The organism is Nitrincola schmidtii (assembly GCF_008973715.1).
Taxonomy (GTDB): Bacteria; Pseudomonadota; Gammaproteobacteria; order Pseudomonadales; family Balneatricaceae; genus Nitrincola; species Nitrincola schmidtii.
Map to the genome: position 1 here is coordinate 45,639 of NZ_WBOL01000001.1, position 20,810 is coordinate 66,448.

At 45.4% G+C, this 20,810-nt stretch carries 14 protein-coding genes; 9 read left to right on the forward strand and 5 right to left on the reverse strand.

The annotated features are described in order from the left end of the window. Window positions 1–184: 184 nt before the first annotated feature. The 6 genes from F7R24_RS00190 (at window position 185) to F7R24_RS00215 (ending at window position 9,706) form a co-directional block, all read left to right on the forward strand. Complete coding sequence (locus F7R24_RS00190; RefSeq protein WP_151669229.1) at window positions 185–3,685, forward strand: ATP-binding protein; 3,501 nt, start codon at window positions 185–187, stop codon at window positions 3,683–3,685. A 123-nt stretch (window positions 3,686–3,808) separates the two neighbouring features. Continuing rightward, on the forward strand, window positions 3,809–5,221 hold the full coding sequence (locus F7R24_RS00195) for a TolC family outer membrane protein (protein WP_151669230.1): 1,413 nt from the start codon (window positions 3,809–3,811) through the stop codon (window positions 5,219–5,221). An 84-nt stretch (window positions 5,222–5,305) separates the two neighbouring features. Beyond that, window positions 5,306–7,441 (forward strand): type I secretion system permease/ATPase, encoded by a 2,136-nt coding sequence (locus F7R24_RS00200; RefSeq protein ID WP_240775915.1) that lies wholly within the window; start codon window positions 5,306–5,308, stop codon window positions 7,439–7,441. Further along, window positions 7,441–8,865, forward strand: a complete 1,425-nt coding sequence (locus F7R24_RS00205; protein ID WP_151669232.1) for an HlyD family type I secretion periplasmic adaptor subunit — start codon at window positions 7,441–7,443, stop codon at window positions 8,863–8,865. The genes F7R24_RS00200 and F7R24_RS00205 overlap by 1 nt, the downstream gene beginning before the upstream one ends. Beyond that, on the forward strand, window positions 8,862–9,461 hold the full coding sequence (locus F7R24_RS00210) for a response regulator transcription factor (protein WP_151669233.1): 600 nt from the start codon (window positions 8,862–8,864) through the stop codon (window positions 9,459–9,461). The genes F7R24_RS00205 and F7R24_RS00210 overlap by 4 nt, the downstream gene beginning before the upstream one ends. 8 nt (window positions 9,462–9,469) lie before the next feature. Beyond that, on the forward strand, window positions 9,470–9,706 hold the full coding sequence (locus F7R24_RS00215; protein WP_151669234.1) for a hypothetical protein: 237 nt from the start codon (window positions 9,470–9,472) through the stop codon (window positions 9,704–9,706). Here the strand turns inward: F7R24_RS00215 and F7R24_RS00220 are convergent. After that, window positions 9,693–11,633: a bifunctional diguanylate cyclase/phosphodiesterase gene (locus F7R24_RS00220; RefSeq protein ID WP_151669235.1), complete on the reverse strand. Its 1,941-nt coding sequence runs from the start codon at window positions 11,631–11,633 to the stop codon at window positions 9,693–9,695. The two genes, F7R24_RS00215 and F7R24_RS00220, sit on opposite strands and share 14 nt — an antisense overlap. 41 nt (window positions 11,634–11,674) lie before the next feature. Then, a complete protein-coding gene (locus F7R24_RS00225) occupies window positions 11,675–12,379 on the reverse strand; it encodes a transglutaminase-like cysteine peptidase (protein WP_151669236.1) in 705 nt (234 codons plus the stop codon). A gap of 222 nt (window positions 12,380–12,601) precedes the next feature. Between F7R24_RS00225 and F7R24_RS00230 the strand changes: the two genes are divergently transcribed. Beyond that, window positions 12,602–12,886 carry an ArsR/SmtB family transcription factor gene (locus F7R24_RS00230; RefSeq protein ID WP_151669507.1) on the forward strand — a complete coding sequence of 95 codons (285 nt, stop codon included), beginning with the start codon at window positions 12,602–12,604 and terminating at the stop codon, window positions 12,884–12,886. Between the two features lie 68 nt (window positions 12,887–12,954). On the opposite strand, the gene F7R24_RS00235 is transcribed toward F7R24_RS00230, so the two are convergent. Then, window positions 12,955–15,693 carry a bifunctional acetate--CoA ligase family protein/GNAT family N-acetyltransferase gene (locus F7R24_RS00235; RefSeq protein WP_151669237.1) on the reverse strand — a complete coding sequence of 913 codons (2,739 nt, stop codon included), beginning with the start codon at window positions 15,691–15,693 and terminating at the stop codon, window positions 12,955–12,957. Between the two features lie 196 nt (window positions 15,694–15,889). On the opposite strand from F7R24_RS00235, the gene F7R24_RS00240 reads away from it, so the two are divergent. Then, complete coding sequence (locus tag F7R24_RS00240; RefSeq protein ID WP_240775917.1) at window positions 15,890–17,632, forward strand: PHA/PHB synthase family protein; 1,743 nt, start codon at window positions 15,890–15,892, stop codon at window positions 17,630–17,632. A 141-nt stretch (window positions 17,633–17,773) separates the two neighbouring features. After that, window positions 17,774–17,968 carry a PA3496 family putative envelope integrity protein gene (locus F7R24_RS00245; RefSeq protein ID WP_151669238.1) on the forward strand — a complete coding sequence of 65 codons (195 nt, stop codon included), beginning with the start codon at window positions 17,774–17,776 and terminating at the stop codon, window positions 17,966–17,968. A gap of 58 nt (window positions 17,969–18,026) precedes the next feature. Here F7R24_RS00245 and F7R24_RS00250 read toward each other — a convergent pair whose 3' ends face one another. Further along, window positions 18,027–19,454, reverse strand: coding sequence for an aspartate kinase (locus tag F7R24_RS00250; protein ID WP_151669239.1), 1,428 nt, complete (start codon window positions 19,452–19,454; stop codon window positions 18,027–18,029). A 78-nt stretch (window positions 19,455–19,532) separates the two neighbouring features. Next, entirely contained in the window at window positions 19,533–20,807 is a 1,275-nt protein-coding gene (gene ectB / locus F7R24_RS00255; protein ID WP_151669240.1) for a diaminobutyrate--2-oxoglutarate transaminase, read from the reverse strand. Window positions 20,808–20,810 lie beyond the last annotated feature (3 nt).

A 20,810-nucleotide genomic window follows, 5' to 3' on the forward strand; every position in this document is an offset into this window, starting at 1 on the left:
TCATGCTTACACAAATCAGTCCAAGGATCGAAATGCCTCCTTTGTAACGAAGTACATCATGTCTTTTCAACGTTTTTTCAACGTCTTTTCAAAAAAAAATTTCAAAACGTTCAGATTCTCAGGATATGTAACTATGATGAGTTAGTTCATTGAGGTTACACAGAAAACGGTTGGGAGTGAGTGTTTGAATACGAAAGTGAGTTGGATTTATCTACTCGATAAACCAATGATTGAAGACAATGCGATTAAGATACCCATACAGCTTCGCTATCGAAAGGCGTTAGGCCTGTTGGGTTTTTTGACTGCGGAACGGAATCGTAATCACTCGCGTGCCTTTATTGCTAGCTTATTCTGGCCTGATTTAAATGAACAGTCAGCACGGGTTAACCTGCGTCAGGTCTTGTCAATTTTAACCAAATTATTTGAGGGTCATCCGTTTAGTGATGCGCTGATCGTTGATCGTCACCACATCACTTTTCAGAACAACCCCCTGCTAAATCTAGATATTGCACATCTGGAAACCATACAAAATTGCGCAATGTCGGAGATCAACAACAGACAAGAGTTTATTGACACTAGTTTGTTGACTGGCGAGTTCATGTCGGGTTATTCGCTACCGGATTGTGATGAGTTTGAGGACTGGCTGGCTGATAAGCGTGCTTATTATCGATGTTGCCAAACTCGACTACTCAATACGTTAATCATGCAAGCACAGGCCGATCGCCAATCGAGCTTAGTGATTAACTATGCTCAAATGATACAGCAACTAAACCCTGATAATGAGTCGTTACTGCGTGACGCGATGTTGTTATGTTCAGAGAATGGACAAGCACGCATGGCGCTGAGAATGTTTGAGAATTTTACTCAACGCATTCAGCGTGAGATGGGTGTTTTACCTGATATGCAGTCCCAGTTGCTTTACAACCGACTGAATCATGAGTTGATAGAACAGCCTGATCGCTCTTCCCAACCAGAACAGTTTCCTGCTATCGAGAAGATTTCCCCGGTTGTTGTTGTGCATTTGCAATGGCGATGCCACTTAACTGATCCTGAGGCGTCAGCGCAAACATTATTTGATGCCGGTCTCTATGCTCGAAAATTATTGTGTGGCGAGATTGGCGCCTATAAATTAACCAGTACTGGACGTGGTGCTTTTTTCTATTTTGGCTGGCCTGTAGCCCTTGAAGATAATGCCTGGATTGCGGTTCGAGGTGCTATACGCTTAATGCATTATGCTCGCAATCATGCAGACATAGATTTGCGGGTTGGTATCCACTGCGGCATACTTTTTTCATCTATCGGTGACTCATTGCCCGATCTTTTGGGTGATGTTACCGAAGAATCGATGTTACTGTGCCAAAGCGCTACGGATGGTCAAATCTTACTTAGCGAACCCTGCTATCGCCTATTGAACCGAAAAATAAAGGCACGAAAAGTTACCGAACGCCGCCGTCGTAATGATGGCAGCCTGTTGGGTACTTATTTGCTGGTTGATGAACCCACCTGGTTGGTAGAATCTGACCTCCTTCCACTTCCTGAACAAGCACCCTTGTCAAGCAGACTAGACGAATTACGTGATCAGGTTAAACGTTTGCAATCACCTTTGTGTGTTAGCTTAACTAGCCCGGCTGGATCGGGTAAAACGCTAATGATCACCCAATGGCTTAAAAAACAACGACAGCATGGTGATCGAGTATTCAAATTGCGTTGTTACCCAGATCGTCGGCAACAACCTCTGTTCCCGCTGATTAGCTGCATTAGACAGTTACTCGGGTTTCAGGCTGATGAGGCCGTCAAAGCTGACACATTAAAAGAACGTTTACTTCGACACGGTTGGGATAAACTGGCAGATCAACCCATTCTTATTGATTTGCTAACCAATGAGGTAAAGCCTTCTGAACAAATGATTCAACAGGCTAGTGTCGCAATCATGCAAATGCTTCAACAGACTAATAACTTTTACCTATTAATTTGGATTGAAGATGCACAATGGATTGATTCGGCAACCCTAGCCTTAATTGACAAGATTTCAGATTTAACATCTTGCACTCTTTTTCTACTGGCGAGTGCCCGTCATTTGCCAGAAGATGCCGCTGATATACCCTGGCTAAGATTAGACCTGCCAAAGCTGAGTGAGGATTCCGCGAGTCGCTTATTAAAGTTCTTTTCGCGAAACAATCAAACTTGGCGCTCACCCGATGAAACGGCTTTTCTTCTAAAAATGACCGATCATAATCCCTATTTATTAAAAGCGGTGTCAGGCATCACGGCAGACTATTCTATTCCACCTGAGATTCTGCATTATTTTAGTTACCCTATTGATCAATTGGGCGAGTGGCGAGACAGTGCACTGCAGTTAGCCTTGCAGTGGCCTGACATACAATCTGGCAAGCAAGCGTTTATCAGTCAGATGTCGAATCTATTCACACCTGCAGACACATTAAATCAGCTAGTCGATGCCAAACTATTAGTATCTAAGAGTAAAAAACAGATTTCGTTTGCACCGCCGATATTAGAACGGGTTTTGGCTTCGTTGAACCCGCCGAGTCGGCAACGATTCGTGCACAAGACCTTGGCAATACAGCTACAACAGAAACAGCCAAGTAAAGATATTAAAGATCACAAGGAGCGCCTGGCTTATCACTGGAAAGCAGCAGGTGAATTGAACAAAGCTGCCGACCTTTACCTGCACTGTGGTCAAGCTAAATTGCAGCAACGTCGCTATCTTGAAGGCACGCAATGTTTGGGTGAGGCTTTTAAACTAGGCAGTTCAGTAGAGTATTCGCTGAAAACACGAATTACATTGCTGAATGATTTAGCTCAATGCCGAATTATGGCCTTTGGTTATGGTGATCAACAGGCATACAAAGCTGCTTCGGAAGCCTTACAACTGGCCAAACAAGTCGCTGATGAAAGCGCTTGTTTTCGGGCGCTGTATCTATTGTTTCTGGGTACGGGATCGGTTGACTCTGAACGCTCACGCTTTCAAACGGCCAATTTACTGTATGGCCACGCAAAGACACCCGCTCAGCTAACTCTGGCTCACTGGGCGCTGGCAAATAGCTACTTTTGGTTAGGACAGTTCAAACCCAGCCGAGAACATGCTGAACAATCACTGATGCTGAGCGAGCAGCTTGATCCCATCGAGTTGTATCACTACAGTCATGAGAGCCCTGTCGTGTTATCGATGGGATTTTTGTGTTGGAGTTGGTGTTTTGATGGTCAACCGAAACACGCTGTCAGCTATTGTGATCAATTACTGGCCTTACCTGCTGAGACACTTACAACGACAAGCCATTGTTTTCAGTTGTTCTTTGCTGCAACAACCTTAGCGGCGTGTAATGAACCGGATCGTGCATTGGAAACAGCACAGGCATGTCATCAAATTGCAAACAGTTTACAGCATCATTTGTGGCTCTGTGCATCTGAACTGCTGATTTTAAGCTTAACGGTATCGCCCAGCACCCCAGCAAATTGTGAGCAAATTGACTGGCTAATCAATGGCATAGATAATGCCTATGCCGATGGATTGCCAATGGCGGTATTAATGGGTGCTCAGGCATTGATCAACTCAGATCACAGACACGCTGCGAGCGTTTTATTGGAACGCACGTTGGATACCATAGCTGATCGAGAGCATGATCTATTACTTAATATTTTACATCAGCTATTTAACAGTCTATAAGTTATGTTAATGGAGTAGGAACAGTACAAATATTACTTGCTTACCATTTGCTTACGCTATGCTGCTACTATATAAATAATAAAAACATTTACGCTTTATTTATGGGTGAAAGGAATGAAGAAAATGAACGTAAAACGCAAAATTTTAGCCACTTTTTTTGTGGGCAGCTGTCTGATTTACTCCAATGCTCACTCACAAATGTCGTCTGTCACCATTGCAGATGTTGCGCGTCAAGCAATAGAAACTAACCCAGAAGTCCAGGCTAGCTGGCATGCGTTTTTAGCCTCTAATCACGATATAGGTTTTGCTCGAGGTGGTTACAAGCCCATCGTCGACTTTACGGCCAGTTATGGTCATAACTATCGTGATTGGGAGAATAACAGCGATACTAAACGAAACTTCTCTGGCGCTGCCGCTGAGATTTCGTTAACACAGATGTTATACGATGGATTCAGAACTCGTAGCGAAGTAACGCGTTTCGAAAGTGCTCAACTAGTTCGTTATTTTGAACTTCTTGATGATGTTGAAAATATCGCTCTACAAGCCATGAATGCGTATGAAGATGTTATGCGTTTTCGTGAACTGGTTCGATTGGCTGAAGAAAACTTAGAAGAACATATCTCTGTTTTCAACACCATTGAAGAGAGTGCACGTGCGGGTGTTGCTCGTCGAGCGGATTTAGAACAGATTTCTGGTCGTTTATCGTTGGCTGAATCTAACCTTGTGACTGAAATGTCTAACTTGCACGATGTCAGCGCGCGTTATTTACGTCTGGTCGGTGATTTACCACCTGCTGATATGCAACCTGTCAGCTTGGATGATAGCAATATCCCTGCAGATGTGCGTGAAGCCTTGCGCTTGGCATATCAAGGCAACCCTGCATTCCATGCTGCTATCCGTAATATTCATGCACAAGAAGCACAGGTTGAAACTAGCCGTTCTGAGTTCCGTCCTCGCTTGAACTTGACTGCTCGCTATGGCACACAAAGCTTTGATGATCGAGGCTTTAGCAATCGTCGTGATGACGCTCGAGTTGCTTTAGAGTTTCGTTACAACATCTTTAATGGTGGGCGTGATGAGGCATCCTTGCAGCGTGCTTACGAAGAAGTGAATATTGCGAAGAGTCAGCGTGATAAAGCCTGTGTTGACTTACGCCAAACCCTTCAAATCGCCATCAACGATGTACGTAAACTGGATGAGCAGCTTCCTGCTTTAAACCAGCACCGCATTTCATCTGATCGCGTCCGGACTGCATACAAGGATCAGTTCGATATCGGACAACGTACGTTACTTGATGTCTTGGACTCAGAAAACGAGTACTTTCAAGCTAGCCGTGCGTTTACCAATGCATTCTACGATCGCAGTATCGCATCTGGCCGCACCTTAACGTTAATGGGTGAATTGTTACCTGCTCTTGATATCGTTCGAGAAGGCTTACCAACATTGGCTGATTTAGGTGCTGAAACCTTTACCGTTGATCCTGATAGCGCGTGTCCTGACCTAGATGTGAGTCAGCATATCTTGAGCAATCGATAAGCGTTAATAAAGCACAGCTTTACCCAGTGGACCCTTGCTTAGCTCGGGTCCTATTTGCTTTAAATATGGTTGATGGAATTCAATATGTCAGAATTTCACCACCCCTCTGGGGGTGCGCTTTTAGGTTGTCTGTTAATACTCTCGCGTTTTCATGAAATGCCTATTTCTGCTGAAACCGCAGTCTCAGGCTTGCCTCTTGTTGAAGGCAATCTAACACCTTCTATTTTTGGTCGTGCAGCGAAACGCGCTGGTTTAGCAAGTAGAATTTCATCCACTCGACTTAACCAACTCAATGAAAATCTTTTTCCCGCTATCCTGATTCTCAAAGAAGACAAAGCCTGTGTCCTGAACAGTATCAATAGCGAAAAAAACACCGCAGAAATCATTTACCCTGAGTTAAGTGACACGGTAGTTACCGTTTCGCTACAGGAGTTGAATAACCAATATTCAGGAAGTGTTATTTACGCACGTCCTCAATTTCGCTTCGACAACCGTGCGTCTGAAATCAATAAGGTAAAAGATCGACACTGGTTTTGGGGAGTTATCGGCGAAAACCGCCGACTTTACCGTGACATTATTATCGCCGCCGTCATGATTAACCTGTTTGCGGTTGCGATGCCCTTGTTCGTCATGAACGTATACGATCGCGTTGTACCTAACCATGCCACGGATACCCTGTGGGTTCTGTCAGCCGGAATTTTTACGGTATTAACTGCCGATCTTGTGCTGCGTATGATGCGGAGCTGGTTTGTTGATTTAGGGGCTAGCCGAGCTGATGTCAAACTGTCGGCGTCTATCATGGAACGAATTCTGGGTATGCAGATGGCCAATCGACCCGCTTCAGCAGGGTCGTTTGCGGCGAATGTTCAATCATTTGAATCTATTCGTAGTTTTATGGGCTCCTTGACCATTGTCGCGTTAGTGGATCTTCCATTTGTGCTGCTTTTCATGGGAATTATAGCGATTATTGGCTGGCCGTTAGTATTGCCTATTGTTGTTGGTGCAATACTGGTCTTGATCTATGCATTGAGTGCACAGTCGAAGATGCATCAGCTTTCAGAAACGTCCATGCGTGCTGGTGCCATGCGTAACTCAACATTGATTGAGAGCTTATCGAACCTTGAAACGGTGAAAAGTTTTGGTGCTGAAAGCCGTATTCAAAATATCTGGGAAAAAACCACCATCTTTTTGACTCGTACCAGTGCTCAAATGCGCTTATTGTCAGCATCCATCAGTAATGGTGCGCAATGGACACAACATACCGTTGCGGTTTCTATCATTATTATCGGTGTTTACATGATTGTTGAGGGCAACTTATCTCAAGGTGGTTTAATTGCTGCTTATCTTCTGTCTTCACGTGCTATGGCACCGATTAGTCAAGCCGCTGGGTTGTTAGCACAATATCATCATGCGTCTACTGCCATGCAATCGTTGAATGAGTTGATGGATCGACCGGTTGAACGCCCAGAAGGCAAGAGTTGGACCAGTCGTCCAACGATTCAGGGTGATATTGAGTTTAAACACGTTAACTTCCGTTATCCCGATGATGAACGTCTAGCGATTAACGATATGTCTTTCAAGATTAAGTCTGGAGAACATGTTGCCATTTTAGGTAAAAATGGGTCCGGTAAAACGACGTTAGAAAAGCTAATACTTGGACTTTATGCTCCTGAAAGTGGCTCTGTATTGGTTGATGGTGTTGATCTGCGCCAAATAGATCCTGCCGAGCTACGCCATCAAGTGGGTTATGTTCCTCAAGATATTTCAATGTTCTTTGGTACCTTGAAAGAAAATATTGTTATCGGCTGCCCTCAGGCGGAAGATCATCAGATACTGAAAGCGGCCAATCTCAGTGGACTAGCCCCTTTTATTAACGCTCACCCTGCTGGCTTTGATATGCAGGTTGGAGAACGTGGACAACTCCTCTCAGGTGGACAGCGTCAGTCGATTGCCATTGCGCGAGCATTGATTAATGACCCTCCTATCCTTTTGATGGATGAGCCTACGGGATCACTGGATCATTCCAGTGAGGAACAGTTCAAGCATAACTTGTCACGATTTAGTAAAGGCAAAACCCTTTTAGTGATTACCCACCGCAGTTCGCTGCTCACTTTGGTTGATCGAATTATCGTCATAGATGGCGGTAGAATTGTGGCAGATGGTCCAAAAGCAAATGTGATGGAAGCACTTAGACAAGGTCGTATTGGGAGTGCTAGCTAATGACAGACACTAAAGTCAGTCTTGAGCAAAAAGGTTTTGAACAGGTTGGTAAAATCAGTGATTCTGTTGGCCACCGTGGTGCGCCGCTGATCGATAAAATATTTGGTCGCTGGCTAGGAACAACCGCTGATAAAGACTGGGTCGTGGATGCTGAATGGGGACGCATTCAACAAGAGCCCGTTCATGCACGTCGTTTACTCTATATCATGGTGCTAGCTTTGATAGCTCTGTTGGTTTGGGCCGCTAACGCACCTTTAGACGAAGTTGCTCGGGGTGATGGACGTGTTATTCCATCGCGACAGTTACAGGTGGTTCAGTCTTTAGATGGCGGTATCGTTGAAGAAATATTAGTGCGTGAAGGGCAAATTGTAGACCAAGGTGATTTATTACTGCGCATTGATCCAACACGTGCTGTATCCAGTCTTCGTGAAAGCCGTGCGCAGTTCTTGTCTTTAACCGCAGAGGTTGCTCGATTACAAGCGCTTATTAGAAATCTTGATGAACCTGACTTCCCCCCCGACATCGTTATTGAAGCGCCCGAGATCGTCAATCATGAACGCAATACCTTCTTCAATAACCGTGAAGAACTGAATGAGCAGATTTCTATTTTCCAGCGGCAATTAGAACAACGCGAGCAAGATCTTCGTGAGGCACGCGCCGCAAGATCACAGTACGCGAGTACAGTTTCTTCTGTATCCAGAGAGCTTCAAGTGACGCGTCCCTTATTACAATCGGGAGCCGTCTCTGATATCGATATTATTCGCCTTGAACGAGAATTATCCAATGCTCGTGGGGAATTAAATCGTGCGGAAGCGGGCATTAGTCGAAGCGAAGCGGCTATTGAAGAAGCCCGAAACAAGATACGTGAAGTAGAGCTGACCGTTCGAAATCGCTGGAATGCTCAGCTCTCTGAATCTCGTGGACGCCTAAATGTCCTCACTCAAGCTGAAACAGGCCTTGAGGATGTGGTTCGCCAAACAGAGATTAAAGCGCCGGTTAGGGGTACTGTGCAGCGTCTATTCACGAATACTGTTGGCGGTGTGGTCACACCCGGCAGAGAAGTTCTAGAGATCGTCCCTTTAGATGATCAGTTAATCATTGAAGCAAGAATTGCACCCAAGGATATCGCATTCATTCGTCCTGGTCAGCGCGCTGTGATTAAGTTTACCGCTTTTGATTTCGCTATTTTCGGCGGTCTCGATGCAGAAGTGGAGCATATCAGCGCTGATACGATAACAGATGATCGCGATAACACCTTTTTCTTGGTACGTTTACGTACTTTCGAATCCGGATTTGATGAAAACCTAACCATTATTCCGGGTATGACAACACAAGTTGATATTCTAACTGGCAAGAAAACTGTTTTAGAGTACATACTTAAACCGGTACTTAGAGCCACCTCACAGGCGATGAGCGAACGATGAATATAAAAAATCTATTTATTACCGACGAACGCTTTAACAGCCAACGCTGGACGAAAGCTTTTCCAGATGCTGAGGTTGTTGTGTCAGCCTCACTGCCGCCCTCGACGCCAAGGGGTTCGATCGTTTGGATACTAACAGATACGAATAACTGGCTAGATATGATTGCTTATTACACGCAGAACAACTGCACAGTCGTGGCTATGTCTCGTCAACAAAACATTGATGAGCTAAGAGAGGCACTTGAGGCTGGTGCTAGGGGGTATATAGACGCACTGTCTAATGTCGACACACTAAAGCAAGTCGCTAATAGTATTTCTGAAAATGCAATGTGGCTGCCGGCTACTCTCGTGGCTAGAATGGTGAGCACGCTTTCTTCTGTGATCAAACAACAGGAAAGTAGCAACGTTGATCTGAATGTTTTAACGGATCGAGAGCGTGAGGTGACTTCATTAATTTTAAAAGGTGCTAGCAACAAAGAAGTTGCTAGGCAGTTAGATATTACTGAGCGGACTGTTAAAGCTCATTTGACGTCGATATTTAGTAAGCTTGGCGCTAGAGATCGGATGCACTTGATGTTATTGATTAAAGGTTTGTAGGTGAATTTATGAATAATGAAGATGATGAACTCAAACAAACCATAGCTAGATTAAATAACTCCGACATTGAACTCATCCGTGTTCTTGACGACTTAATTGAGCTTCTCATCAATAAGAAAGTTATCAAGTTTACCGATCTTCCTAATGAAGCCCAGCAAAAACTGATGATGCGCCAAACGCTACGTCAGAGAACGAATCACCTTAACCTGCTTGATGATGACGATGACAGCCTTAAATTTCTTTAAAGCTGTCAACTTTCACTCCGGGTCCGGTACAACCATCAATACCTAGCTGCTTGAATACATCTATCAAGTTAGGATCCCTTACACCTTCAGCAATGACCATTAAGCCTATCGAGTGACCAAGTGTCGCAAGCCCTCTTAAGAAACTTTGTTGTGTGCTTTCGTGATCGATATCTTTCATCAAAGCTTGATCAACCTTGATATAGTCCAATCCATATTCTTGTAGATTACTGATTTTGGCAAAATCAGCGCCAGCACGTTCAAGTCCTATTGAGCACCCTAATGGTTTCAGTAAACGACAGAATTCACGAAACACTTCAGGATCTTGCGCAACGCAACGCTCATTCACCTCAAATGCCATATAGGGCGCCACCGTGGGATATGCTTTTAACAACGAGTGAAGTTTATTTAAGGTGACAACATCAGCAATAGTCTCTGCGGACAGGTTGATCGCTGTGGGTTTCAAATTTTCCTTAGAAGAAAGATACTTCAGTTGATGCGACACCATCGCTAAATCGAGTTGTGGCAGCATGCCTAAACGTCTTGCCCAAGGGATGAAATATCCCGCTGTATGCACTTCTCCTTGTAACTGCAAACGCATCATCGATTCTTGATGAATAAGTTTTCCATCAAGACTGAGCACTGGATAATGCTCGGCATGAATACGCTCTCTAATCAGCGCCTCAGACAATACGATTCGCCATTCATCCGCATTACTGAAACGAAGCGTCGATTGAGAAACCAGGCAGAGTTCGCTGCAGATTGATTCACGATGTTCTGCCTGCGCTAACAAGGTATCAAGCTGCATCATTAAATTGCCACGACTCACCTCGGGTGAGAAATAGGTAGCCGCAATCGGAAGCTGCAATGGTTGTGCATAGCTATCAGACAGCTCCTGTAAGCTTTCAAGTATCTTGTCAGACAATGCAGATAGATCATTAGCATCAGTAATCAAGATGGCAAAATCACTGCCGTTTAAGCGCCCTGCATCGGCTTGTGTATAGGTTGAAGATAGCTCATTGATAGAGCTAGTCAGTCGATTGACAAGCTTCACGATAAGGTCATCAACCGCTTTATGTCCTAGCTGTTGATTTAAAGTGGCCAGATGAAAGACTCTGATCAATAAAATCGCATGTTGGGCGTCTTTATCATCTTGTTGAAGACGACTGTCCAGCAAACTAAAAAAGTATTCACGGTTGGCGAGGCCGGTTAGGGCGTCATGCTGATTCTTATAACGCATTTCCTCTAAGCGTTCGCGCTCGGAATTCAACATAGATCGAACGCGCTCAGAGAGAATATTCATGGCTCGCACCACGCGACCAAATTCAAGGGTACTGGGTTCCAGTGAGGTGATAAAACGCCTTCCCCCAATCGCTTCTGCTTGATTGACAACATCATCCAACGGACGAGTGATGTATTTTAGAATCAAGGTGCCGAGTATACCCGCCCCGAGAGATACCACTAAAAACCAAACAAATAGATCTCGAGTGGTCGCCCATAAAGCCTGGTAGGCAAAACGCGTATGACTTTCAACAAATAAGGTCCCTAGCTGGAACCAACCATCTTGCACTTGTGCGACGCCAGGTTCGATATTCAAGGGTGCAAAATCTGTAAACCAGTTCGGAATACCTAGGGATGCATCACCCTCAAACACTCTTCGCTGAATAGTATTTCCTTCCGGGTCTATCAGTTCAATTCGCTGGTAGTGACCGGTATCAAATTGCGCCGCGATCATCAGCTCTATCATCACGGGGTCTTTTTCAATTTGTGACAAGGTCAAGGCCAGCGAGTTGGCATTGTCGATGTTTTTCAGCAACAGCTGCTCTTCAAAGTAGTCCTTTGCTTTGAAGGTACTAATGCTAAAGCTACTGATGAAGGCGATCGACATCATTAAGGCCACGGCTATCCAGAGCTGTCTAATCAGTGACATATTTGATTCTCCTTAATGAAATCATTTTGCTATGCTGTTATTCATTGAAAGGTCACTCCTTCCTGTTGAATTCTGTCTAACACATTTCGCCACCGAGATAGGCGAGCGGTAGAGCTGGCTGCAGGTGATGTCGCCCCACCCGCCCATAAACCTTCACTGTTAAAACTGAACACAGGTGACAAGTCGGGTCGCTGTGAAGCTGGACTGATCGTTGACACTAAACTGTCTAAAATAAGCGGCTCTGACGTTGGCGTGGCATAATAACCCAGCACCATGTGGGCTTGCGTAATGCTACTTCTTGGCCCACCCATTCTGGCATTAACGTAAATAAGTCGCAGACGATCGTCACTCACACCCGCCAGTCGCAGACTCACGTATTGTAAAATCGCGTAATCCTCACAATCGCCTAAACCATGCCCCAGTGTTTCTAGGGGGGATGCCCAATAGTCTTCAATACCATAGAGTCGCTGATCTGTTCGATAACGAACGTGTTGATGAACGAATTGATTGACGATGTCGAGTTTTTGTCTTTCTGTGGACGCTTGAGACGCCTGTCTGATCATCGACTCCCAGTTGCGCGCTACTTGACCTCGATTAGCACCAAAACGACTTTCTATTTGACGATGAAAATGATCGAATTGAATGCTGGCCCGACTGTGCAATCCATGACTCAACAGTACGCCTGCTATCACGATCAGAAACAGCAATAAGTGTATGAGTCGCGGCTGAAGCAGTCGCTTTAGCATAAACAATGTCCATGTGTACGAAAAAGAAATTGATAAGCTCGCGCAAATCGGAATATGCTGATTTCAGATCAGTATAATACAAAGTTTTATATTCAGACCAAGTTTATATAAAATAGATCAGTAAGCACAAAAAAAAATATTATTAGGGTGAATCAATTGAATGCTGCTACGAGTTCTGAAATAAACCAGGAGCCTTCGTTTCCTGCAGAAGGACTTGAATTAATGAAGGCCAATGCTGCTCAAGCAGCGCAACTGATGAAAGCACTTGGCAATGATAGCCGCCTGCTGATTCTGTGCTATTTGGGTAATCGTGAACTGTCCGTATCCCAGCTGAACAGCTTTTTGGATTTGAGCCAGTCGGCGTTATCACAGCACTTGGCCTTGCTTCGTCGTGATGGATTAGTTAAAACACGTCGTGAATCACAAACCATCTATTACTCTTTAGAGGGTGATAAGGCTAAGCGCCTGATTGGCACACTTCACGATATCTTCTGTCCTACGCTTTAGTCAGGGCCGATTGCTTAAACGATGGGGCCATCTGCGGCCCCTTTCGCTTTGCAACTTATGATGGTTTATCAGTGCTGTAATCTGAGCATCTGCCAGTCTTCAGTTGGCTCATGAAGCATCAGCTTCATTTCGATCACTTCTTCTTCACTGTTAAAGCTATTTCTAAAGCCAAGTTTTCTAGCCAATCCCTGCATGCCTTTATTTGACGGTAGCGTTGAACCCATAATCATCAAGGTACCTCGAGCACGACAGTACTGAATGATTTTCTCCATTAGAATCATCCCTAAACCTTCGCCCTGCATATCATCGCGTATCACGACGGAGAACTCCGCACGAATATTATCTGCATCGGTGACCGCTCTAACGACACCCAGAGTCTCAACTCCTGAGCCATCAAGTTTTGGCGCTGATACGATCAACGCCATCTCGCGGTCGTAATCGATCTGTGTCCAATTAGCCAGCTCTTGATGTGTGGGCACTCCACGACTGTAAAAATAACGCAGTCGGATAGACTCAGGTGACAGTTGATTCCAAAATTCTAAATGCGCGGGTTCATCCTCTCCCCTAATGGCTCTAAGCGTTGCAGCTCGACCGGAACGCCTGAGGGTAATTTGTTCGGTAAGATGTTCGGGATAGGGCGAAACGGATAGCTCTGCAGGCTCTGCTAGGGAGACGCATACATCGACCGCCAACAAACCGCGTTTATTGAGTAACAGGGGATTGATTTCCAACGCTTTCAACTGTTTTAACTCAACGGCCATTTGACCCAGTTTTATCAGCAGATCGCAGAGGTTATCTAAATCACGCTCTGGCCACTCAGAGTTTTCAGAAATGATCTGATATACCCTAGATTGGCGGATCAGTTGGTGAGCCAACGCAGAATTTATCGGGGTTAGCATTAAGGCTCGATCTGCCATGGTATCGGCGGTATAGCCTCCAATACCGAAAATCACCAACGGACCAAATACTGGATCACGGGTAATACCTAAATTGATCTGCAGCGATTGGAAACCGCGCTTCATTTGCTGTATAGCAAAACCAAACTGTTGCTCTGGCGGATAACGCTCGCTAATACGATAGGCTAGCTTAGTTGTCGCATGCCGGACTTCTTGCATCGAATAAAGATCCAACGCAAGATCTCGCCAGCGATTGCGACTGCTATCACGCTCGTAACAGAAGGGATAAGCATTGTCTTGATGCAAAGCGCGCACCGCCACGGAGCCACCGAGTTGACTGGCAATATCGACCACACCATCAATGTCATTGGCATAATGCGTATTAGAGGTGGGTATCTCGTAAAGGTCTAACAAATCACAGGCTTCTGTGTGCGTTAGAAAGTCACGCCCTTCTGCCCAAACACTGTCAATTAAATCCAGTGCTTTTTTGCGATTTGGCTGGTTATCAATACGATAAGGCGCCGGTGTTTGACGCATCACCTTTTGGTTACGGTGGTATTCCACCATGAACATAAAGGCATCAATCGCTTCTTCTGGATTAAGGAAGGTGATAACCCCTGCGTTGTTACACCGATTACGAGCGCCGATGGCAGATTCGCGTCCCATCCAACAGGTCAGCACATTTCGGGGAGTTTTCTTGGCAATTTTAACGACCGCATCAGCGGTTTCAATACTGGGTGCCATACGTGTAGGTGCATGGATAGAAAGTACAGAGTCTACGTTAGGATCTTTCAGCAGGCGTTCGATAACGGATGCATAACGATCTGGCGTTGCATCAGCGTTTAGATCGACTGGATTTCTGCCATTCCAATGAGCCGGTAAAATGTCGGCTAAGTCTTTAACGGTTTCTTCTGTAAGTTCTGCTAGCTGTCCTTGACGGGCACGCAAGCGATCGTAGGCTAAGGCATTTGGACCCATACCGTTACACACGATAGCGATACGCTCTCCACGCATAGGCTTCATGCGTGTCAGTGTCTCTAGGGCGTTAAACAGCATGTCAGACGTATCTACTCGAACAACACCGGCTCTTTTTAAGGCGGCATCATAGACATGGTCTTGATCCGCAATACCCTCGCAGACCTCTTCTTGCATTCGTCCATCAGGAATAATGCCCGATTTTAACACCAGCACTAGCTTGTTGCGTGACGCAGCACGTAAGGCAGAAATAAAGTTTCGTGAGGGCCCTATCACTCGATCCATTTGCAATAGGATGGCGTGTGTTGTTGGTTCCCCTGCGAGGAAATCAATAATTGAGGGCAGATCGACATCGACGCCGTCGCCCAGGGTTAAGAAGTGCGAAAAGCCGATTTCTTGACCATTGGCCCAGTCGATCATGGCGGTACCGATAAGACCCGACTGACCTACGTAGGCAACGCGACCCTTGCGAATGTTTACATGCGAGAAACTGGCATTCATATTAGAGCCGGGGATCAACATGCCCATACAGTCAGGACCTAAAATACGAATACCATAGGAACGCGCGGCTTCACGAATTTCATCCTTGATACTGCCTTGTCCGGTAATACTTTCTAGGGTTAACCCCCCCGTCAGGATCATCGCCGCACGAACCATGTTGGCTCCGAGCTTGCGAACCAAGTCAGCGACAGTATCGGGTGGTGTACAGATAATGGCCAAATCAGGCATCTCTGGTAGAGCACCTATATTTTTGTAACATGTCACACCATTGACCTGTTTATAGCCCTCTTTGTTGACGGCAAACAGAGGGCCTTTAAAACCGCTGTCGAGTAAATTTCGCAACACAATTCCGCCCATGCTGTCTTCTCGCTCGGAGGCGCCAAAGACTGCAATTGAACGTGGACGAAAGAAGCGCTTTAGGTATTTAGTCGACATGTGATTTCCTTCCCTTTTTGAGGGTTGAGCCTTAAGGTTTTACCTTCAGACTTAAGTTTAATACATTCTATCCATTTCGCAGGTGCAGCAAAAGCAATTTCGATGCTTACATAAGTATATTTACTTATAGACTGGTGCATCTGGGCAGCCTTTGACTACACTGTATATAAGCTAATAACGTTTTTTGGGAGTCATCATGACAGGTATTCAAGGCGCTACCATGCCAGAGATCAAAACAACGCTAGATCGTTTGATTCATGCGATGGAAGGTCGTTTCACAAAAGGGATGTCACCCGCATCTTTATTACTTGCTTATATGGATTGGTTGATCCACATGGGTCACTCGCCAGGCAAGATTGCCGAAATGATGGAAAATATGATGCGTAAGCATTCCGCTTTCTTGTTGTGGGCATCCCGTGCACCCTTCGACCCAGATATCAAGCCCTATATTAAACCGCTGGCGGATGACCGTCGCTTTAAAGATCCCGCTTGGTCGAAGTTTCCTTACAATGTCATTTCGCAACATTTTATGCTGCATGAGCAATGGTGGCATTACGCGACCACCAATATACCGGGTGTCGCCAAGCATCATGAAAGTATGGTTCATTTTTCTGCTCGCCAGTGGCTGGATATGATGTCACCGACCAACTTTGCCTTGACCAATCCAGTTGTCGCGCAAAAAACCTTGTCTTCAGGGGGAATGAACTTGATGCAGGGTATGCAAAAGCTGGTTGAGGACATTCAACACAGTCTACTACAGCAGCCTGATGAAGAGTCCGATCTAAAAGTGGGACGCGATTTAGCTGCCACACCTGGCAAGGTCGTTTATCGAAACCGATTGATTGAACTGATTCAGTACAGCCCCACCACAGAGAAAGTAAACGCCGAACCTGTCTTGATCGTCCCTGCGTGGATAATGAAATATTATATTTTAGATTTATCACCGCATAATTCGATGGTGAAGTATTTAGTGGATCAAGGTTTTACCGTATTTATGATCTCTTGGCACAACCCAACCGTCGAAGATCGCGATCTTTCCATGAAGGATTACACTCAAAAAGGTGTCATGGCGGCGCTTGACGCGATCAGTCACATCATTCCAGATCAAAAAATTCATGCGGCGGGTTATTGCTTGGGTGGCACACTGTTATCGATTGCTGCTGCTGCTATGGCACGTGATGAAGATGATCGACTCAAATCCGTGTCACTGTTTACCGCGCAAACTGACTTTACTGAAGCCGGTGAACTGATGCTGTTTATCGATGAAAGCCAGCTGAGCTACATGGAAGATATCATGTGGGAAAAAGGCTATCTCGATACCAAGCAGATGTCGGGGGCCTTTATGCTTCTTCGCTCCTACGATCTACTCTGGTCGCGAATGGTCAACGAATATCTACTGGGCGACAAACCATCCACCAATGATTTAATGGCCTGGAACGCTGATGCCACACGGATGCCTTATCGCATGCATTCTCAGTACTTAAGGCTCTTATTTTTGAATAATGATTTGGCGAGTGGACGTTATATCGTTAATGACAGACCTATATCGTTGCGTGATATTCGAGTCCCCGTCTTTGCGGTGGCCACGGTCACAGATCACGTTGCGCCTTGGCGGTCTGTTTACAAGATTAATGACATCTTCAATACCGAAGTTACCTTTGTGTTAACCAGTGGCGGACATAATGCCGGGATCGTCAGTGAACCGGGTCACCCAAGGCGTCATTTCCAAATTGGCTTGCAACATGCCGAGGATAAACATATCCCAGCCGATCAATGGCTGCAGCAGCATGAGAAGCATGTGGGGTCTTGGTGGGAACCTTGGGCCGGTTGGTTAGAATCTAAGTCTTCGGGACATGTGCTACCACCGAGCATGGGTAATCCAGAGAAAGACTTATATCCTTTGTGCGACGCTCCTGGCAATTACGTAATGGAAAAATAGAAAATTATAGAAAAATCATTCACAGTTAATAGTTTTTTTTAATTTTGATAAGCGCGAATTCAACACTATATTCGCGCTTATGGAGATACCGGTTTTCGGGCGCTCTGGAAAATGTATTAACTTTGTAGTGAGAGTATGCAGATGGGCACAAAAGTACGTGTCGATCAGGTCTCTGTCGATGAGATAGATGACTGGAGCGAACAATTTTCTGAAGAAGAAGAGATCGGTCGTAGCCGTCTCAAATACAATGGCAAACGTCGTCGTCAAATCGAAGATTTGATGGAAGAACGTCGCCTTTTGAAACAGATCAGCGACGTATTTGACGAACACGCTTAAGATGAAATTTTAGCCGTTGTTGCATTTCGCTCACGGAGATAACTCCGCGAGCGAAAATTTATGCGGCGCAGATCACATCGCCATGTTCTTCCCTTTCTATTAAGGCGTGATGCAACGCTTTGACCGCACTTTCATAGTCTTCATCGTTCACCACACATTGCATTTCAACCTGTCGCATCGATTGGTGCAGCGCCTGGATGCTTATTTTTGCATCGGCTAAGGCGGACACGGTTTTAGCCAAAATACCCGATACTTTCAAATCTGAGCCAATGGCTGAAACAATCGCTACTTTCTGTAGATTAACTTCTGCACCACTATACGCCTCTCGAATAAGACGCATGGCACGGTTAACCATTTTGCGAGATCCAGCAACGTAGTAAGTAATGCTGTTGGCATCTGAGTCACGATTGACGATATACAACTTCAATTGATGAAGTAATCGAGCCAACTCAATATCGTAATTGCTATCACCGAGCATATCTTGGTCAAAAATCTCGATGGCAAAGACATTGCGTCGACCGGCAATGATTTCGACACAGGGTTCAGCACTTCGGTAGTCGGTGCTGATCACCGTACCAGAGTGGTAGGGTTCGAAAGCATTTTTAATTCGCAGTTGTATTTCTTGCTGTCGCAAACCCTTGGCAGCTTTAGGGTGGATGGCTTCCATCCCTAAGTTGGATAACTGATCTGCTACGTCATAATTGGTCCGACCGATGGTCACAATTTTATCTAGACCCACCACAGCAGGATCTGCACTGCTTAAGTGATATTCTTTATGAATGATCGCTTCATGAGCATTGGTAATGGTGGCAATCTTACTAAAGGTCATTTCACTGTAGCCACGATCAAAGGTTCGCATCACCCCTTCACTGCAATGCGCGTACCCTGTCGCAATGGGTAACTCGCGAGTGAGATCTATGTCTTCAAAATGGGTTTTGATCATGTCATCAAAACTCAGAGGATGCTCTTGATGCCAACCTGAAAGATCCACAAACCGTGCATTGACACCGGCATTGTTCAGCGCCAGCACAGAGTTAAAAGCACTGTGCGTTTCACCCAAGGATGCCAACATTTCGCGCACTCTAAGCAGGTGATCTTCTAACTGGAAATGTCCTACTGAACAGAGCTTTTGCAGATTTTCCATGCAGTTTTCGGCGCCTTTAATGCGCTCTAGAATAAACTGATCAGCTTTATGACGATCTTCACCGGTAAAGAGTTCTGCATTTTTGCTAAGCATCTCTTTGCGAACCTGCTCTAGGTTTTCCTTCCAGGCCAGTTCATTCTCTGCTTCGGCGAATCGAGCATAAACGCCCGGCTCGCCAGTCTTTTTATGTTCGAGTAACAGATTAGTGATACCGCCATAAGCCGATACCACAAAGATTCTGTTATACAGGGCTGCGCCCTGACGGTTACCGATTAAAATGGTATCCATCAGTTCGCTGAAACGGCTCATTGATGTGCCGCCTATTTTTTCAACAGTATGCATAGTAATTCCTTTCCCAGACAGGTGTCGGGTTAGTTTACCTCGCTAAATTTGGTGCTAGTGACGTCAGAAAATAAGTGTTTAAGAGGCTTTACGCTCGCCTTCTGATAAGGCTTCTGAGAAAGCTTCATCCAACACACTCAGACCAAATTCGATCTGTTTATCGCTGATGATGAGCGGTACCAGGCATTTCACGACCTGACCATGAGCACCACTGGTTTCGATGATTAAACCTTTCTCAAACGCGATACTGGTGACACGATCAGCGAGTTCGCCGTTAGGGCATTCTATGCCGCTCATCAAACCACGACCTTTTAAGATCATGCTGTTTTTACCATGCTTATTGATCAAGGTGGTTAGACCCGCACGTAATTTTTCAGCTTTGCGGCGCACTTCTGCGGCAAAGGTGTCATCTTTCCAGAAGGTTTTGAAAGCCGCTGTCGCCGTTACGAAAGCATGATTATTTCCACGGAAAGTACCGTTATGCTCACCTGGTGACCACTGATCTAACTCTTCACGGAAGATCGTCAGTGCGAAAGGCAAACCGTAACCACTAATCGATTTTGACAAGGTGACAATATCAGGTTTGATGCCTGCTTTTTCAAAGCTGAAGAAATGACCTGAACGACCACAGCCTGATTGGATATCATCCACAATCAGTAGCATTTCATGCTTGCGGCAGACTTTTTCCAGGTTACGCAGCCATTCAAATGAAGCCGCATTCAAGCCACCCTCACCCTGAATGGTTTCGACAATGACAGCAGCAGGATGATCCACACCACTGCTCGGGTCCGACAGAACCTTATCAAGGTATTCGGTGGTATCCACACCTTCACCCATATAGCCATCAAATGGCATGCGTGTGACGTCAGCTAGACTGGCACCCATACCGCCACGGTGATGTTCATTACCGGTACACGCAAGCGCACCACCGGATACACCATGAAAACCATTGGTAAAAGACACGATTTCACTACGGCCCGTCACTTTACGAGCTAATTTCAGTGCCGCTTCAACGGCATTGGTACCAGTAGGCCCAGTAAACTGAACACGGAATTTACCCATGCCGCGTGGCTTTAGAATAATTTCATGGAAAGCATCTAAAAAGTCTCGTTTAGCCGCACTAAACATATCCAGACCGTGGGTGATGCCATCAGACAATACATAATCTACGAGTGCTTGCTGAAGAACGGGATGGTTGTGACCATAATTCAAGGTTCCAGCACCGGCTAGGAAATCAACATATTCCTTGCCATCCTCGGTAAACAAGGATGCACCTTTGGCTTTTTTGAACACGACAGGGAATGAACGTGAATAAGTACGTACATCAGATTCAACCTGTTCAAAAATATTCATTGT

Excerpts from the sequence above, each read along its gene's own strand:
- F7R24_RS00195 (WP_151669230.1), top strand. The coding sequence starts at position 3,809 with ATGAACGTAAAACGCAAAATTTTAGCCACTTTTTTTGTGGGCAGCTGT.
- F7R24_RS00200 (WP_240775915.1), top strand. The coding sequence starts at position 5,306 with ATGTCAGAATTTCACCACCCCTCTGGGGGTGCGCTTTTAGGTTGTCTG.
- F7R24_RS00205 (WP_151669232.1), top strand. The coding sequence starts at position 7,441 with ATGACAGACACTAAAGTCAGTCTTGAGCAAAAAGGTTTTGAACAGGTT.
- F7R24_RS00210 (WP_151669233.1), top strand. The coding sequence starts at position 8,862 with ATGAATATAAAAAATCTATTTATTACCGACGAACGCTTTAACAGCCAA.
- F7R24_RS00215 (WP_151669234.1), top strand. The coding sequence starts at position 9,470 with ATGAATAATGAAGATGATGAACTCAAACAAACCATAGCTAGATTAAAT.
- F7R24_RS00220 (WP_151669235.1), bottom strand. The coding sequence starts at position 11,633 with ATGTCACTGATTAGACAGCTCTGGATAGCCGTGGCCTTAATGATGTCG.
- F7R24_RS00225 (WP_151669236.1), bottom strand. The coding sequence starts at position 12,379 with ATGCTAAAGCGACTGCTTCAGCCGCGACTCATACACTTATTGCTGTTT.
- F7R24_RS00230 (WP_151669507.1), top strand. The coding sequence starts at position 12,602 with ATGAAGGCCAATGCTGCTCAAGCAGCGCAACTGATGAAAGCACTTGGC.
- F7R24_RS00235 (WP_151669237.1), bottom strand. The coding sequence starts at position 15,693 with ATGTCGACTAAATACCTAAAGCGCTTCTTTCGTCCACGTTCAATTGCA.
- F7R24_RS00240 (WP_240775917.1), top strand. The coding sequence starts at position 15,890 with ATGACAGGTATTCAAGGCGCTACCATGCCAGAGATCAAAACAACGCTA.
- F7R24_RS00245 (WP_151669238.1), top strand. The coding sequence starts at position 17,774 with ATGGGCACAAAAGTACGTGTCGATCAGGTCTCTGTCGATGAGATAGAT.
- F7R24_RS00250 (WP_151669239.1), bottom strand. The coding sequence starts at position 19,454 with ATGCATACTGTTGAAAAAATAGGCGGCACATCAATGAGCCGTTTCAGC.
- ectB (WP_151669240.1), bottom strand. The coding sequence starts at position 20,807 with ATGAATATTTTTGAACAGGTTGAATCTGATGTACGTACTTATTCACGT.